The 15,972-nt window shown below is 69.7% G+C and carries 13 protein-coding genes; 6 read left to right on the top strand and 7 right to left on the bottom strand.

Annotated features, from left to right (window positions below; translation table 11 throughout):
• The first annotated feature begins 18 nt into the window (after window positions 1-18).
• From CLU95_RS21920 to CLU95_RS21905, 4 genes are all read left to right on the top strand, one after another.
• Window positions 19-561, top strand: a complete 543-nt coding sequence (locus CLU95_RS21920; protein ID WP_099795542.1) for a hypothetical protein — start codon at window positions 19-21, stop codon at window positions 559-561.
• A gap of 211 nt (window positions 562-772) precedes the next feature.
• Complete coding sequence (locus CLU95_RS21915) at window positions 773-2,026, top strand: MFS transporter (protein WP_099795541.1); 1,254 nt, start codon at window positions 773-775, stop codon at window positions 2,024-2,026.
• A 600-nt stretch (window positions 2,027-2,626) separates the two neighbouring features.
• Window positions 2,627-6,388 carry a YadA-like family protein gene (locus tag CLU95_RS21910; protein WP_180288658.1) on the top strand — a complete coding sequence of 1,254 codons (3,762 nt, stop codon included), beginning with the start codon at window positions 2,627-2,629 and terminating at the stop codon, window positions 6,386-6,388.
• A 46-nt stretch (window positions 6,389-6,434) separates the two neighbouring features.
• The gene (locus tag CLU95_RS21905) at window positions 6,435-7,142 is read left to right on the top strand and encodes a winged helix-turn-helix domain-containing protein (RefSeq protein WP_180288657.1); all 708 of its coding nucleotides are present in this window, start codon (window positions 6,435-6,437) and stop codon (window positions 7,140-7,142) included.
• Here CLU95_RS21905 and CLU95_RS21900 read toward each other — a convergent pair.
• A complete protein-coding gene (locus tag CLU95_RS21900) occupies window positions 7,139-8,065 on the bottom strand; it encodes a LysR family transcriptional regulator (protein ID WP_099795538.1) in 927 nt (308 codons plus the stop codon). The two genes, CLU95_RS21905 and CLU95_RS21900, sit on opposite strands and share 4 nt — an antisense overlap.
• 48 nt (window positions 8,066-8,113) lie before the next feature.
• Here CLU95_RS21900 and CLU95_RS21895 point away from each other — a divergent pair, with 48 nt between their 5' ends.
• Window positions 8,114-8,638 carry a GNAT family N-acetyltransferase gene (locus CLU95_RS21895; RefSeq protein WP_180288656.1) on the top strand — a complete coding sequence of 175 codons (525 nt, stop codon included), beginning with the start codon at window positions 8,114-8,116 and terminating at the stop codon, window positions 8,636-8,638.
• A 90-nt stretch (window positions 8,639-8,728) separates the two neighbouring features.
• Here CLU95_RS21895 and CLU95_RS21890 read toward each other — a convergent pair whose 3' ends face one another.
• The gene (locus tag CLU95_RS21890) at window positions 8,729-9,658 is read right to left on the bottom strand and encodes a nitrilase family protein (RefSeq protein WP_099797426.1); all 930 of its coding nucleotides are present in this window, start codon (window positions 9,656-9,658) and stop codon (window positions 8,729-8,731) included.
• Between the two features lie 120 nt (window positions 9,659-9,778).
• On the opposite strand from CLU95_RS21890, the gene CLU95_RS21885 reads away from it, so the two are divergent.
• Complete coding sequence (locus tag CLU95_RS21885) at window positions 9,779-10,237, top strand: winged helix-turn-helix transcriptional regulator (protein WP_099795537.1); 459 nt, start codon at window positions 9,779-9,781, stop codon at window positions 10,235-10,237.
• A gap of 13 nt (window positions 10,238-10,250) precedes the next feature.
• Here the strand turns inward: CLU95_RS21885 and CLU95_RS21880 are convergent, their stop codons facing one another.
• The 5 genes from CLU95_RS21880 to CLU95_RS21860 all read right to left on the bottom strand — a co-directional run bounded on the left by CLU95_RS21880 (window position 10,251) and on the right by CLU95_RS21860 (window position 15,950).
• Entirely contained in the window at window positions 10,251-11,546 is a 1,296-nt protein-coding gene (locus CLU95_RS21880) for an OprD family outer membrane porin (protein ID WP_218967441.1), read from the bottom strand.
• A gap of 40 nt (window positions 11,547-11,586) precedes the next feature.
• Window positions 11,587-12,768, bottom strand: a complete 1,182-nt coding sequence (locus CLU95_RS21875; RefSeq protein ID WP_099795535.1) for a DUF1624 domain-containing protein — start codon at window positions 12,766-12,768, stop codon at window positions 11,587-11,589.
• Window positions 12,769-12,838: 70 nt separating this feature from the next.
• Window positions 12,839-14,119, bottom strand: a complete 1,281-nt coding sequence (locus CLU95_RS21870) for an AI-2E family transporter (protein WP_099795534.1) — start codon at window positions 14,117-14,119, stop codon at window positions 12,839-12,841.
• The gene (locus CLU95_RS21865) at window positions 14,116-14,868 is read right to left on the bottom strand and encodes a LytR/AlgR family response regulator transcription factor (RefSeq protein WP_099795533.1); all 753 of its coding nucleotides are present in this window, start codon (window positions 14,866-14,868) and stop codon (window positions 14,116-14,118) included. Before CLU95_RS21865 ends, CLU95_RS21870 begins: the two co-directional genes overlap by 4 nt.
• Window positions 14,865-15,950, bottom strand: a complete 1,086-nt coding sequence (locus tag CLU95_RS21860) for a sensor histidine kinase (RefSeq protein ID WP_099797425.1) — start codon at window positions 15,948-15,950, stop codon at window positions 14,865-14,867. Before CLU95_RS21860 ends, CLU95_RS21865 begins: the two co-directional genes overlap by 4 nt.
• Window positions 15,951-15,972: the final 22 nt, after the last annotated feature.

The following is a 15,972-nucleotide window of genomic DNA, read 5'->3' as shown; positions in this document are numbered from 1 at the left end:
CGCCCTCTCCGCGCCTTCATGACCAAAATCCAGTTCCGCCGACGCGTCATCGTCCTGATCCTCCTGTGCGTGGCCGTGGGCGGCGGCATCGTGCGGCACTACGCGGCGCCCGGCACCACCACGCGCGACATCGCCACGCTGCTGATGGTGCTGTGGGTGCCGATCATCGGCAACGTGATCACGTGGCTCATCGGCAAGCTGCCGCGCCGCACGCCCAAGCAGGCGCCGCCCGCGGGCTTCGACGCACTGCCCGCATTCACGCCGCACCTGCAAGCGGAGCTGACCTTCCGCCGCCCCTCGGTGCCGTCGCAGGACGTGCCGCTGGGCCCCGGCGAATACCGGGGCGCGCTGGTGCTCGACAAGGAAGGCTTCTCGGTGCGCTGGCGCGTGCCGCAGGGCGAATCGCTGGTGCGCGGCACGCCCATTGCGCTCGACATCGAATTCCTCTCGCCGGCCGTCGCGCAGCCGAAGTTTCCGCAGGGCACGGCCTTTCGCGTGCTGGTCGACGAGGCGTTCGTGGCCGATGGACGGGCGCTCGAGTTGCGCCCCGCCAACACCTAATTTCCGCAGCACACGAAAACGGTGATGGCGAAAGGCGCCATTGCCGCGTCACTGGGTGGCTTCAGGCACCCAAAGGGTCGATTGTTCGCCGCAGGGAAACTGTCTACTGCTCCACCGCCCCTTGGTCGCAGGGCGCTCAACTCGCACACTCCAATGCCCCCTCACCGGCATTGGCGCCTTCATCGCCGATGCGTTCAAGGACAGCATCTCCATGATGAATTCTTCCGGCAGCAACCCCTGCATCGACGACCTGGCAGCGCCCGCGCGCGAATCAGCCGTGGCCGCCCCTACCCGTTCCGCGTGGCTCGCGGTCGGCTCCATCGCCGTCGGCACCTTCGCGATGGTGTCGACCGAGTTCATGCCCATCGGCCTGCTCACCGACATCGCGCGCGGCCTGAACGTGTCGGACGGCACGGCCGGCTTGATGATCACCATGCCCGGCGTGCTCGCCGCCTTCGCCGGGCCGGCGCTGATCGTCGCCTCGGGCCGGCTCGACCGGCGCACGGTGCTGATCGCACTCACGCTCTTGCTGATCGCCTCGAACCTGCTGGCCGCGTTCGCGCCCAACTTCACGACGATGGTGGTCGCGCGCCTGATGCTCGGCCTGGCTGTCGGCGGCTTCTGGACCTTCGCCCCCGCTGCTGCCACGCAGCTGGTGCCTGATGCCTCGAAGCCCCGCGCCATGTCGCTGGTGCTGGCCGGCGTGTCGGCCGCCACGGTGCTCGGCGTGCCCGCGGGCTCGTGGCTGGGCACGATGTTCGGCTGGCGCGCCTCATTCGCCGTGACCGGCGCGCTGGCCGCGGCCGTGCTGCTGACGCAGCTGTGGCTGCTGCCGGCCATTCCGCCGCAACGCGCCATCGGTGCGCGCGACCTGCTCACGCCGCTCACGCGCCGCATGGCGCAGGTCGGCCTGCTCGCCGTGCTGTTCTTCATTGCCGGCCACTTCGCGGCCTACACCTACCTGAAGCCGCTGCTGCAGCAGGTGTTCGGCCTGCAGGCCAACGGGGTCTCGACGCTGCTGCTGGTCTACGGCGCGGTCGGCTTCATCGGCACCTTCCTCGGCGGCAGCCTGGTGGCGCGCAGCGTGCGCGGCACCACCTTGCTGGCGGCGCTGATGCTCGCGACGGCCTTGCTGCTGTCGACGTTCATCGGCACCGGCATGGTGGCCGGCGCGGTGGTGGTGGTGATCTGGGGCGTGGCCTTTGGCCTGATTCCGGTGGCGCTCACCGGCTGGATGATGGAAGCCGTGCCCGACGCGCAGGAAGCCGGCCAGGCCCTGCTGGTGACGGGCTTCCAGGTCGCGATCGCCTCGGGCGCGCTGATCGGCGGCCTCATGGTCGACAGCCGCGGCATCTCGCCCACGATGGTGCTCAGCGGCGTGCTGGTGCTGATCGCCGCGCTCATCGTCGGCACGCTGGGCCGCGCACGCGGCGGTGCGGCGCCGCTGGCGGCCATTCCGGAATAACGCGCCTGCGCTGCACGGGCCCGGTGCGCCGGGCCCCGTGCATGCCTCCCGGACACAGTGCCGGGTTCTTCTTTCTTTCATTTCGCCGGACTGCTCTGCAGGGCCGGCGTTTTGGCGTTTGTCGGCCGTTCGGCGCCCTTTCATTGCCAAAGAAATGATTCATTCAAGTAATCAATTTCTTGCCTCGATGGGGAATTTCAGGCGCCTCGCCTCATTACTTTCCGCTGCGCTTCTTCCTCTCCATTTCGCTCTTCCTCCCTTGGAAGATCGCGCAGAACTTCAAATTGATTTTGAAAAATAACTAGTGTTAACAAACGCTATCAAAGTACGCAATGGTGAGCAAAAGCCAATGCAAAGAAGCAATCACGACTCCTAGACTCGCGCCGCTGCGGATTCAAAACAAAAGTTAACAGGGACGGCACAACACCCAATCGACGCGCTGTGTGATCGCGTCGGGTGCATCGGTGGGCTGCAACCGGGTTTCAACGAAGCCGGAGTGCCCCTGTTTCACGACCTGTCGTTGAACCAGCGCACGCGATGACGACGGGCTCCAGAACGCCCGCGCCTGCACATCCTGCAACCACTGGGAGAAGACTGGATATGAACAAGATCTACCGTTCGGTGTGGAACGAATCGCTTGGCGCCTGGGTGGCCGTGGCGGAAGTTGTCAGTGCCGGGGGCAAACCCTCCGGCAGCGTGCACCGCCGCAGCGCAAGCCCCGTCCGACAGCGATTCCGCCTTGCAGCCGTATCGGGTGCGGCGTTCGCGGCATGCCTGGGGTTGGCCAGCCTGCCCGCTGCGGCCAGCTACGGCATCTTCATCAATGACGGCACCGACAACGGATGCCTGTGGACCTTCGACACGCAAGGCCTCTCTCCCATCGGCCTGTACGCAGGCACGACGGCGCCCAACGGTGCGAATTCCGGCGGCAACAACACGGCAGGCGGTAGCTATGGCGGCGCGAACAACGGCGTTCCCACCCTCGCCCAGTTGGGAACCGCGGACACCCGCTGTACGGCAGGCGACAAGGCCACGCAGGCCCTTCGTGCGCTCTTCTACGGCGACGGCACCGGCGCCAACTCGCTGAGCCTCGGCGGCGACCTGTTCGTCAACTCCGGCAACCTGGGACTCGGCGGCGCAAGCCCGACCCGCGCGATGCGCATCGGCAGCACCGCCACGCTGGACGCCGCCTCCGGCAACCGCGCGCTGGCGATCGGCGGCGGCGACACGGCGACATCAGCACTCGGCGACGATTCGATCGCGCTGGGCACGCGCGCAACCGCCGCGTCGGTGGGTTCACTGGCCATCGGCCTGGACGCCCATGCCAGTGGCTCCAACACGGTGGCGGTCGGCGCCGGTGCCAAGGCGAACGGCGGCGGCGCCATGGCTGTCGGCAACAACGCCAACGCCGCGTTCGGCAACGACATGGCCGTCGGCACGAATGCGCGCGCCGTCGGCGATGCGAGCGGCCTGGCGCCCTCCACGGCATTCGGCAACTCGTCCAACGCCACCGGCAGCGGGTCCACGGCCTTCGGCACGCTCGCACTGGCCACCGGCCCCACGTCCGCCGCGTTCGGCTACGCCGCGAATGCCGGCGGAACGAACGCCCTGGCGCTCGGCACCAATGCGACCGCGACGGCAGATCGCAGCCTGGCCATCGGCTCCGGCGCCAATGCCACCGGCGACTATTCCTCGGCGCTCGGCCGCACGGCAAAGGCTTCCGCCGCCGGCGCCACGGCGCTCGGCACGAACCCCACTGCCGGCGCGTGGGCGGCGGCGACCGATTCGATCGCCATCGGCGGAGAGTCCTCCGTCGCTGCACAGGCCGACTCGGGCATCGCCATCGGTCGCGGTGCGACATCGGGCCACGCGCGCAGCGTGGCGCTGGGCGATGGCGCTTCCACCGCCACGGCCACTCCGGTGCCCGATGCCACGGTGGACGGTGTGACCTACGGCAACTTCGCAGGCGCCGCGCCGGTCGGCGTCGTCAGCGTGGGCGCGGCAGGCGCCGAGCGCCAGGTGACGAACGTCGCCGCGGGTCGCCTCACGGCCACGTCGACCGATGCGGTCAACGGCAGCCAGCTCTACGCGGGGTTGAGCACCACCAGCAGCAGCATCGGCAGCCTGTCGACCTCGACATCGACCGGCCTGCGCACGGCCGTCAGCGGCATCGACAGCCTCTCGACCTCCACCTCGACGGGCCTGAGCACCGCCACGAGCAGCGTCGGCAGCCTGTCGACCTCGACGTCCACGGGGCTGAGCACCGCCATGAGCGGCATCGGCAGCCTGTCGACCGGCCTGAGCTCGGCCCACAGCAGCATCGGCAGCCTGTCCACGGGTCTTTCGAATTCCGTCCAGTACGACGACGCCAGCCACACCCGGGTCACGCTGGGCGGCGCCGGCGCGACAACGCCAGTCATCCTCACGAACGTCGCTGCGGGTGTGAACCCCACCGACGCCGTGAACTTCGGCCAGTTGACCTCGCTGTCGACCGCGGTGTCCATCGGCATGGCCAGCCTGTCCAGCGGATTGAGCACCACCAACGAGAGCGTGGGCAGCCTGTCGACTTCCACATCGACCGGCCTGGGCACCGCCACCAGCCATATCGCGAGCTTGTCGTCGTCGACCTCCACGAGCCTGAGCACGACAAACAGCACCGTGGGCAGCCTGTCGACTTCGACATCGTCGGGTCTGAGCACGGCCACGAGCCGCATCGACAGCCTGTCCACAGGCCAGAGCACCACAAGCAGCAACATCGGCAGCTTGTCGACGTCAACGTCGAGTGGCCTGAGCACGGCGACCAGTGGCATTTCGAGCCTCTCCACGGGCTTGAGCACCACCGACAGCAGGCTCGTCAGCCTGTCGACCGGCCTGAGCACTTCGGTGAGCGTGATCGGCAGCTTGTCGACGTCGACTTCCACCGGCCTGAGTACGGCGAACAGCAGCGTGGGCAGCCTCTCGACGGGCTTGAGCAGCACGAACAGCAGCATCGGCAGTCTCTCCACGTCGACGTCGACGGGTCTGAGCACCGCGACCCGCAGCATCGACAGCCTGTCCACGAGCCTCCGCACGACGGACAGCAGCCTCGCCAGCCTCTCGACCTCCACATCGACGGGCCTGAGCACGGCAACGAGCGGCATCTCCAGCCTGTCCTCGGGTCTGAGCACCACCCACAGCAGTGTGGGCAGCCTGTCGACCTCGACCTCCACCGGCCTGAGCACGCTGACCAGCGGCGTCGGCAGCCTGTCCACGGGGCTGGGCACCACGAACCAGAACGTCAGCACCCTGAGCACGGCGGTCACCGACATCTACAACGGGGGCACGAAGTACTTCCACGCCAACTCGAAGGCGGCGGACTCCGTGGCCAGCGGCCAGGAAGCGGTGGCGATCGGGCCGCGTTCCGAGGCCAGCGGCGCCAACGCCTTCGCCGCCGGCAACGGCGCGAAGGCCACGGCCGACGGTGCAGTGGCGGTGGGCTTCGGGGCGCAGGCCACGGGCACGAACGCCATCGCCATCGGCACCGGGGCGCTGGCCACGGGCTCGCAGGCCTTCGGCGCGAACGCCCGTGCCGGCGGCGGCGGCGCGGCCTTCGGCGACAGTGCCGACGCTGGCGGCACGCCGCTGAGCAAGGCGCAGAACATCTCGCAAGGCACGGCCATCGGCTTCGGCGCGGTGGTGCAGCAGACCGGCGGTGTGGCTCTGGGGGCGAACTCGGTGGCCTCGACGGCGGCGGGCGTGGCCGGCTACGTGCCGGGCAGCGCGAATGCGGCGCAGGCCGCGGCCATCCGGGCCACGACCAGCACGCAGGGCGCGGTGTCGGTGGGCGACGCAGCCAGCGGCCAGTTCCGCCAGATCACGGGCGTGGCGGCCGGCACGGCCGACAGCGACGCGACCAACGTGGCGCAGTTGAAGGCGGCCTCGGCAGCGTCGAAGGCCAGCACCGTGCAGTACGCCACCCACCCCGACGGGTCGGTGAACTACAACCAGATCACGCTGGGCGCCGGCGAAGCGCCAGGCGGCACGCGCATCGGCAACGTGGCGCCAGGCGTGCTGCCGGGCGATGCGGTCAACCTGGGCCAGCTGAACGCCGCGCAGGCCCAACTGCAAGGCCAGCTCGCCAGCACGCAGCGCATTGCCTATTCGGGCGTGGCCATGGCCACCGCGATGAGCACGATGCCGCAGGCGATGACACCCGGCAAGACCCTGCTGGCGGTCGGCGTGGGCAACTACGCGGGCTACAGCGCGCTGGCCCTGGGCTTCTCGTCGCGCTCGGACAGCGGCAAGTGGATCTACAAGGTCAACGGCGGCTACAGCGGCGTCAAGTTCAACATCGGGGTGGGCGTGGGCTATGAGTTCAATTGACGCGCATCGCCCGCCGTCTGCCGCCCGGGTGTACGCGCGACATCGGATGACCTTCGGTTTGCGCGGCCCGTTGTCGCTGGCGCTGCTGCAGGAAGCGAATGCCCGCGGCACGGCGGTGCAGGACCGGCTGGGAACGATGCCCCACCGGGTGACCGAGTTCGCGAGCGCCGCAGCCCTGCTCACCGCGCTGGGCAACGGGCGTCGCTTCGACCTGATCCTGCTGGCCTCGTGGGACGAAGTGACGCACAAGGGCCTGCACGCCGCATGCGAGGTGCTGGGCATGCCGATGCTGGTGGTGCCGCCAGGCGAGCCCTGGAAAGGCCTGCCGATGTACAACGACGTGCTGCTGCAGGGCCCTCCGGCGGCGCCATCGGAGCCGCCGGCGCAGGCCCTGCTGCACACGAAGATGGTCCGGGGCGCCTACCGGTTCATCGACGACGCGTCCGGCACGGTGTGCCTGCGCGATCGCGAGATCTACCTGCCGCCCCAGTGCTTCGCCTTCGCATCGGCGCTGTTCCAGAACGCCGACACGGTGCTGACGCGGGAGTGGCTGTGGAACGCGATCTGGAAGGCCCCGCCCGAGCGCGTGGTGGGCCGGGTGATCGACGTCTGCGCGGCGAACGTGCGCAAGAAGCTGGCGCTGGAGGTCGACAACGGATTCGTGCTGCGCGCCATCTACGGCTGCGGCTACAAGCTCGTCACCGTCGCCCCCAGGCACACCGCCGCCCCGGTGAGCGAAGCACCCGCGCTCTAGCGTGAGCGACGCGGTTTGCCGGCCGCCACGATCGCCTCGAGCACCGTGCGCAGCGCCTTGTTGAGCGGCTTGTCGCGACGGACCACCACCGCCAGCGTGCGGTGCATGCGCGGGGCGAGGCGGCTGACCTTCAGCGCCGGATGGGCACCGCGCCCCGCCATCGACATGCCGGGCACCAGGCCGTAGCCCAGCCCCGCGGCCACCATCTCCTTCATCGCCTCGACGCTGCCCAGCTCCATCACGGGCTGCGGCTGCAACCCCTCGGCAGCGAACCAGCGATCGACCAGCTTGCGCGTGTTGGCTGCAGGCTCGAACAGCACCAGCGGCAGCGTCGCCAGGTCAGCCGGCGTCACGCGGGCCTTGAGCGGCGCGAGGTCGGCACGGCCGATGGCGACGAACGCGTCGTCGCACACCGGCATCACGCTCAGCGAGCGCCCCGCGGCGGGCAGCGTGACCAGCGCGAGATCGATGCTGTTGTCTTCCACCTTGCGCACGTGCTCGTCGGTGTTGCCGGTGCTCACCACCACGCCGAGCGCCGGGAATTCCTCGCGCAACTGGCGCAGCACTGCCGGCAAGAAATACAGGCAGGCCGTCGCGCCCGTGCCCAACCGCACGCGGCCCGTGATGCCGCGCGCGTGGTCGGCCAGCGCGTCGATGGCGTTCTCGACCGCCGCCTCGATCTGCGGCACATGGCGCAGCAGCTCCGCGCCGGCCGGCGTGGCCCGCGCGCGCTTGCCGACGCGCTCGATGAGCCGCACTGCGAGCCGTCGTTCGAGCTGGCGCACCTGCAGGCTCACGGCCGGCTGTGACAGGCCGAGCCGGTCGGCCGCGGCGGAGAAGCTGCCGGTTTCGATCACCAGGCCGAAGGTGGCGAGCTGGTCGAGGTTGAGGTTTTTTTCCAAAGTATTTCTTATGCGCTGCATAGATGGACCCAGCTTCACTTATAGATCCTGGCTCGTCAAGATCGGGCCATGTCCTCCTCTTCCATCGCTTCCGCCGCACTCGACATTGCCGATGCCGCGCCCCACCACATGGCCCGCGTGCAGGCCATCTACAGCCACTACGTGCAGCACGACCTGTGCTCGTTCGAAGAAGAAGTGCTCACCCTCGCGCAGATGCAGGCACGCCGCATCGACGTGCAGGAACGCGGCCTGCCGTATCTCGTGGCACTGAAAGATGGCGAGGTGGCCGGCTACGCCTACGCCGGCCCCTACCGTGCGCGCTCGGCCTACCGGCACACGGTGGAAGACTCGATCTACGTCGCGCCCGACATGCACGGCCACGGCATCGGCACGGCGCTGCTGCAGGCGGTGATCGACCGCTGCACCGAGGCCGGCTTCACGCAGATGGTCGCGTGCATCGGCCACAGCGGCAACGCGGGCTCGCAGCGGCTGCACGCGGGCCTGGGTTTCGAGACGGTCGGTGTGCTGCGCAACGTCGGCTTCAAGTTCGGCCAGTGGGTCGACACCGTGCTGATGCAGCGTGAACTGCGCTGACCACGCCCACGCCCCCGCGCTGCGGGGCGGGTGCAACCCGGTCGGGCGCGGGCCGTGGAGGGTCGCCCGTTTCTTTCAGCGTGGCGCAAGTCAACGCGGCAGTGCCACCCCGCCCCGGTACCCCAGCATCGCGTCATACAGATCGGTTCGCCGGTCGCGGTGCAGGTCGTTGAGCGGCGTCCAGATCGGCGCCGAACGCGCGGCGCCCAGGTCGACGTCGGCGTAGAGGATGGTTTCTTCCTCGGGCCCGGCGATGCGTCCCATCGGCCAGCCGTTGGTGCCCGCGATCAGCGAGTTGCCCATGAAGCCCGTGCCGCGCTCCTGGCCCACGCGGTCGGCGGTGGCGATGAAGACGTTGTTGGTGTGCGCAGCCGCCATCGTCAGGTAGGCCGGCATGCAGACGCCGCTGGCGTCGTACAGCGGTGGCGGCGTCCAGACCCAGCCCGTGGGCACGCAGATGATGTCGGCGCCCTGCTGCGCCACGATGCGCGGCGCCTCGGGAAACCAGAGGTCCCAGCACACGAGCAGGCCGATGCGGCCGATCTTCGTCTCGAACACCCGGTAGCCCTCGTTGCCGGGCGTGAACCACAGCTTCTCGTTGTTCCAGAGGTGCGTCTTGCGGTAGCGGCCGATGTAGCCCTCGGGGCCGACGAGCACGGCCGTGTCGAACAGCTGCATGCCGTCCTGCTCGGCCAGGCAGCCGACGAGGTACACGCCGTGCTGCGCCGCGAACGCGACCCAGCCCTGCACGGTGGGGCCGTGCGGCACGGGCTCGGCGTGGGCGAAGGCCTCGGCGCGGCCGTTGAAGCAGTAACCGGTGGTCGCCAGCTCGGGCAGCACGATGAGCTGCGCGCCGCCGGCCACGGCAGCCTCGAGCTGTTGGCGCACGGCGGCGGCATTGCGCGCGAGGTTCTCGACGCCGACCTGCGGGTCGAACTGCACGACGGCCACGCGCACGGGGCTGGCGCGCAGGCCGGGCACGGCGTCGCCGCCGGAAGGAATGTTTGCTGGAACGGTCATGGTCATTTCAGGTTTCAAATTAAAACTAGATGGATGCTAGCCGCATCAGTTTTAATTTGCAACCAATCCAGGGCTACGGTCTAATCCCGCCATCCCAGGGACGCACAGGAAACACACACGATGGCCAGGAGAAAAAGTCTGAGGTTCGACGCCTGCCCGATGGCGCGCGCCCTCGAGATCGTCGGCGACCAGTGGTCGCTGCTGATCGTGCGCGACGCCTTCGACGGCATGCGGCGCTTCGGCGAATTTCAGCAGAGCCTGGGCGTGGCCAAGAACATCCTGGCCGACCGGCTGAAGTGGCTGGTGCAGGAAGGCGTGTTCGACCTCGTTCCGGCCTCGGACGGCTCGCTCTACCAGGAGTACGCGCTGACGGCCAAGGGCCGCGGCCTGTTCCCCGTGGTGGTCGGCCTGCGGCACTGGGGCGAGGCGAACCTGTTCGCGCCGGGCGAGCCGCACTCGGTGCTGCTGGAGCGCGAGCACGGCGAGCCGGTGGCGCCGATCGACCTGCGCACGCGCGACGGCCAGCCGCTCGACCCCGCCGTGACCTTCGTGAAGAAGCTGCCCGTCACCTCAGCCTGACGGCGCCGCCCGCTCAGTCATTGCCGATCGGGTACTCCAGCGCGACGCGGATCTGGCGCGTGTTGAGTTCGGCCTGCGCCTTGTTGTTGCGGTGCTCGCCATAGCGCAGCAGGAAGGCCAGGCCCTTGGCGCGGCCCTGCGGGACGGTGTAGCGCAGCCACAAGTCGCGCTCCCAGTGCCGGCCGCCCTGCCCGTAGCCCAGCCATGCGTAGCCTCCGCGCGCCGGCGCGCGGCTGCCGTCGATGCCGCTGCCGCGGATGTAGGCGGCGCCCAGGCTCAACCCGGGCGCGCCCCAACGCGCGGCATCGACTTCGTAGCGCAGCTGCCACGACCGCTCGTGCGGCGCGTTGAAGTCGGACAGCTGCGCCGCATTGCCGAGCCAGACGGCGCCGCGCGTCACATAGTCGAACGGCGTGTCGCCCGCGACCTTCTGCCAGCCCAGGCCCACGCGGTGGGGGCCGTGGGTGTAGGTGGACATGAGGCTGGCGGTGGTGTTGTCCACCGGGCCGGCCAGCGCACGGCCCGTGTCCTTGCTGCGGTACACGTGCAGGTCGAAGGACAACGCGCGCTTGTCTGCCAGCGGCACCGTGTAGTGGGCCCCCAGGTAGCCGGTGTTCCAGGTGTCCTTCAGGCGCGCGACGTAGGCCGTGAGCGACAGCGAAGCGCTTCCCTTCCAGGTGCCGCCGGCAAAGTCGAACACGTCGCCGCGCGGTGACTTCGGGTCGAGGTAATTGACGATGAGCGGATGGTTCGTGCCGCGCGCATGGCGGTCGGTCGACCCGGTGAAGCGGCCGACCTGCAGCGTGAGCGTGTCGAACTCACGGCTGGTGAGCAACCAGCCGCGCATGGTCTCGGGCAGCAGGCGCGTGTCGGATGCACTGAAGACCGGCGTCTTCACACGTTGTTCGCCCACCGCCAGCACGGTGGCGGAGATGCGCGCCTTCAGCGCCACGCCGCCGCGCGCGATGCCGTCCTGCGCGTAGCCCGCGCCGTCCACCGGCAGCATGCGGATCTTGCCGACGCGCAGATCGTCGCCGTCGAGGCTGCGCGCGAACGAGGCATGCGCGTCCACGCCGAAGCCGATCCAGCCCGGCGTGAAGCCGGACTCGAGGGTGCCCATGACGCCGTAGCCCCACTCCTGCGCGTGGTCGCTGCGCCGCGCCCGGGGCAACGAGGCATTGCGCCCGCCGTTGCTGCGGTCGCCGTGCAGATAGCTCCGGTGCTCGTACACGCTGCGCTGGAGCACGCGCCAGCGCGTGTCCTCGACGAAGCCGCCGCCTTCGGCCGCCAGGGCGGTGGTGCCCAGCATGGCGAGGGCCGCGCCGCAGACCCGCCTCATCGCCCGTCGCTCACAGGTACTTGAGCCACGCGATGTCGCGGCGCCGCGCCTTCAGGGCCGCGAAGGCGCGCACCGCCGGGTACAGCGCAAAGGCCAGCGCCCCGGTGGTCAGCCACACCATCCAGACAGCGTCGAAGCCGAACAAGCGGCCCTGGTTGGGGCCCCATGTCGCCTCGGCCCCCAGATAGAGGAACTTGAGCACGTACAGGTGCAGCACGTAGAAGAACATGGGCGCCGCGCCGAACACGGCCAGCGGCGCGAGCCATGCCGCGCCCTGCCGGCGCTCGAACAGGCGCAGCAGCCACAGCCCCACGCCGAGCGTCAGTGCAATGAACAGCAGCGACGGCGGGTACTTGGTGATGTTCAGGAAGGCCATCGCGGTCGTCAGCGCGCTGTCCCCCGCCACCCAGGGCTTGTCGCCGTAGACGTCGAGTGCGCGCAGCAACACGAAGCCGACGAGCAGGCCCACGGCCCACGCGAGCAGCCGCTGCTGGCGCTGCGGCGCATCGGCGCCGGGCAGGAACCACGGCCCGGCGACATAGCCCAGCGCGATCACGCCGATCCACGGCAGCAGCGGGTACGACGTGCGCAGCCTCAAGGCGTCGGACACCTCGATCCAGCCCCGGTCGTGCAGCACGGCCCAGGGCACGTGCAACACATGGCCCACGGGAAAGTGCAGGCCGTCGAGCAGGTTGTGCCCCGCCACCAGCACCACGCCCAACACGACCAGCGCCCGGCGCGGCAGCCACACCAGCGCCGACAACGCCAGCATCGACAGCCCGATCACCCAGATCACCTGCAGGAACACCGTGGCCGGCGGGAACTGGAAGGTCCACGCGAAGTTGACGACCGTGACCTCCAGCACCACGAGGAACACGCCCCGCTTCCACAGGAACGAGGACGCCGCCGCGCGGCCGTCCGCCTGCTTGGCGCCGTAGAGGAAGGCCGACAGCCCGGTCAGGAACACGAACACCGGCGCGCACAGGTGCGCCAGCAGGCGGCCGAAGAACAGCGCCGGCGGCGTCTGCGCCACGAGCATCGGGTCGGGCACCTGGTGGTGCAGGTAGAAGGTTTCGCGCACGTGGTCCAGCAGCATGAACAGGATCACGAGGCCGCGCAGCGCGTCGATGGAGAGCAGCCGGGCCGGGGCGCCGGCGCGGGGTGGCAAGGAGGCGGATGAAACGTCGGACATTGAATTATTGCGAATTGATTCGCAATAATTTATAGCACCGAACGGCGCACTTTCCTGAAGGCCCTCCGGCCTACTCGCCCAGCAGCTCGCCGATCGGCTGCAGGTCTTCCACCCGGTCGCAGATCGACTTGATGACCATGGTGATCGGGATGCCCAGCAGCAGCCCCCAGATGCCCCACAGCCAGCCCCAGAAGATCACGCCCACGAACACCGCCACGGGGTTCATGCGGCTGGTGCGGCTGGTGAGCCAGGGCATGAGCAGGTTGCCCACCACCGTGTGGATGGCCAGCGAGACGCCGCCCACCAGCAGCGCCATCTCGATGCTGCTGAACTGCAGGAAGGCCATGAGCCCCGCCGCCACCAGCACGATCACCGAGCCGATGTAGGGGATGAGGTTGGTCACGGCCGCGATGATTCCCCACACGGCCGCGTTCTCCACGCCCATGAGCCAGAACGCCAAGCCGGTGGCGAGCCCCACCAGCGCGCTCACCAATATCTGCACCAGCAGGTAGCGTTCGATGTTGCGCGTGATGTCGTCCAGCACGTGCACCGTGACCTTCTTCTTCTGCAGGCTGGGCCCGGTGATCTTGATGAGCTTGCGCCGGAAGGTGTCGCCCGAACACAGCGCGAAGTAGGTGAGGAAGGCCACCAGCGTGAGCTGCCCCATCGCGTTGAGCAGGCCGACGGTGCCGCTGAGCAGGTAGTCGCGCACGTTGAAGCCCGGCCGCTCGATGACGACGCGCGCCACGCCCTTGCGCGAGGCGACGCGCGCGGAGTTTTCCTCGGCCGCCTTTTCGAGCTGGGCGGCGGCCTGCTGCACGCTGTCCAGCGGCGTGGCGCTGGCGTTCTTGTCGCGGCGCATGGCCTGGCCCAGCTTCTGCGCGGCGACCGGCAGCGAGTCGAGCAGCTGCGAGGCGCTGCCCGAGAGCGAATAGCCGGTCCACCCGAGCCCGCCGAACAGGCCCAGCAGGATCGCCGCCGAACCGATCCAGCGCGGCACGTGCCAGCGGTGCAGGCGCTCGACCAGCGGCGACAGCGCGTAGTTCAGCATCAGGCTCAGCATCAGCGGCACGAACACGGCCTGCCCCCAGCGCAGCGCGAAGACGCTGGCGAGCACGGCCAGCACCACGAGCGAGGCGCTGCGCACGTCGACCGGCATGTGCAGCACGAAGCGCCGGCGCGCGGCGGTCGTGGCGGTCGTGGCGTCTTCGCCCGGCGCCTCGTCCTTCGCCTCCACCGGCGCAGGCGCCGGTGGTTCGGGCGGGGGCTGCGGCGCGGGCGGCGGCACCTCGGACGCCGGGGGCCGGGGCTCAGGCGGCGGCGTCGTGCCGCCCGCGGTCTCGTCGGTCATCGCGATTCCTTGAGCATCTCGCGCACCGCGGCCAGCTGGCGGCGCGACACCGCCACGGGCTCGGGCACCGAATCGAGCCGCAGCGCCCAGCCTTCGGCGTCTTCGCCGTCGTCGTAGCGCTCGAGTGCGCGGATGGCCGAGCGCGCCACCAGCGCGTTGCGGTGCACGCGCAGGAAGCGGTTCGGGTAGCGCTCTTCGAAGTCATTGAGCGAGCCGTCGAGGATGTGGCTGCGCGTGGCGGTGCGCACCGTGAGGTACTTGTATTCGGACTTGAGATACAGCACCTCGGACAGCGGCACGCGCTCGGCGCGGCCCCGGTCCTGGATGAGTACGGACTCGGGCGTGGCCTCGGCGGCCGGCTGCGACGCGCGACGCTCCTTCAGGAAGCGCTCGGCCTTCTGCAGCGCCTGCTGCAGCCGCTCGGCGCGCACGGGCTTGGTGAGGTAGTCGACCGCCTCCAGCTCGAAGGCCGTGACCGCGTGGCTGGCATGCGCCGTCACGAACACCACGGCCGGCGCGTCGGGCCGACTGCGCAGCGCGCGCGCCACCTCGATGCCGTCGACGCCGGGCATGTGCACGTCGAGCAGCACCAGGTCGAGGTCCATCGCGGCCAGGTGCGCCAGCGCCTCCTCGCCCTGCGCGGCTTCGGCCGTCACCTCGGCGGCGGGCGAGCTGCAGTCGCGCAGCAGCGTGCGCAGGCGCGAACGGGCCAGGGCTTCGTCGTCAACGATCAGGGTCTTGAGGCTCATGGGGATTCGGCGGAGTCTGCGGGAATCGCGATGCGTACGCGGTAGTTCTTCTGGTCCATGCCGGCGCTGAATTGCATCTGCATGTCGTGCAAGAGGCGCAGCCGCTCGCGCACGTTGTCCAGGGCGATGCCATGGCCGCGCGGCAGCGGCTGGTCGGCCCAGCGCAGCGGCGGCAGGCTGTTGACCACCTCGATCACGACCATGCCGCCGCGCCGCTCGGTGCGGATGCGCAGCTTGCCGCCGTCGGGGCTGGGCTCCACACCGTGCTTGATGGCGTTCTCGACCAATGGCTGCAGCAACAGCGGCGGCAGGCGCGCGTCGCTGGCGGCGGCATCGAGGTCCCAGCGGATGCGCAGGCGGTCGCCGAAGCGCACCTGCTCGATGGCGAGGTAGCGCTCGGCCAGTGCGATCTCGTCGGCCAGCGTGCCCGATTCGCCCGGTACGGTGAGCGCCTGGCGGAACAGCTCGGCCAGGTCTTCGAGCATGGTTTCGGCCTTGGCCGGCTCTTCGCGCACCAGCGCGATGGCGCTGTTGAGCGTGTTGAACAGAAAGTGCGGGCGGATGCGCGACTGCAGCTCTTCGAGCCGGGCCGTGGTCGCGGCCGGCGTCTGGCCGCGCGCGCGCAGCACCATGGCCGCCATCACCAGCCCCGCGAACAGCGCGCCGGCCAGCGCACTGGCCAGCCAGGGCGCGCTGGCGATCACGCCGGTCAGGCGCAGCAGGCCGCAGCCATACAGCGAGGCCACCGCGCCCAGCACGGCGCCCGCGGCGTACTGCCCCGGGGGCGGCAGGCGCCGCAATTGCTTCTTGAGCCCGCAGGCCGCCACCAGCCACAGCAGCGTGGCGGGCAACGCGCCGCCGGTGACCGTGGCCGCCTGCACCAGCCATTCGCCGAAGGAGCCGACCACGAACAGCGTGGCCACCGCCACCACCGCTTCGACGAACACCACGGTGCGCAGCACCACGCCGATCTGGCAGGCGTCGAACAACGCCGGGCCGCCGCGCACGGGCGTGCGCGCACGTTCCGGCGACGCGGCGGACGTGGAGGGGGAGCTGGCCGATAAAATCGCCGGGTTGCGCATCGCAGACATCAGATCCATCGGG

Source organism: Variovorax sp. 54 (assembly GCF_002754375.1).
GTDB lineage: Bacteria > Pseudomonadota > Gammaproteobacteria > Burkholderiales > Burkholderiaceae_C > Variovorax.
Note: the sequence above shows the minus strand (reverse complement) of the source record. Positions and strands in the feature narration are given on the sequence as shown.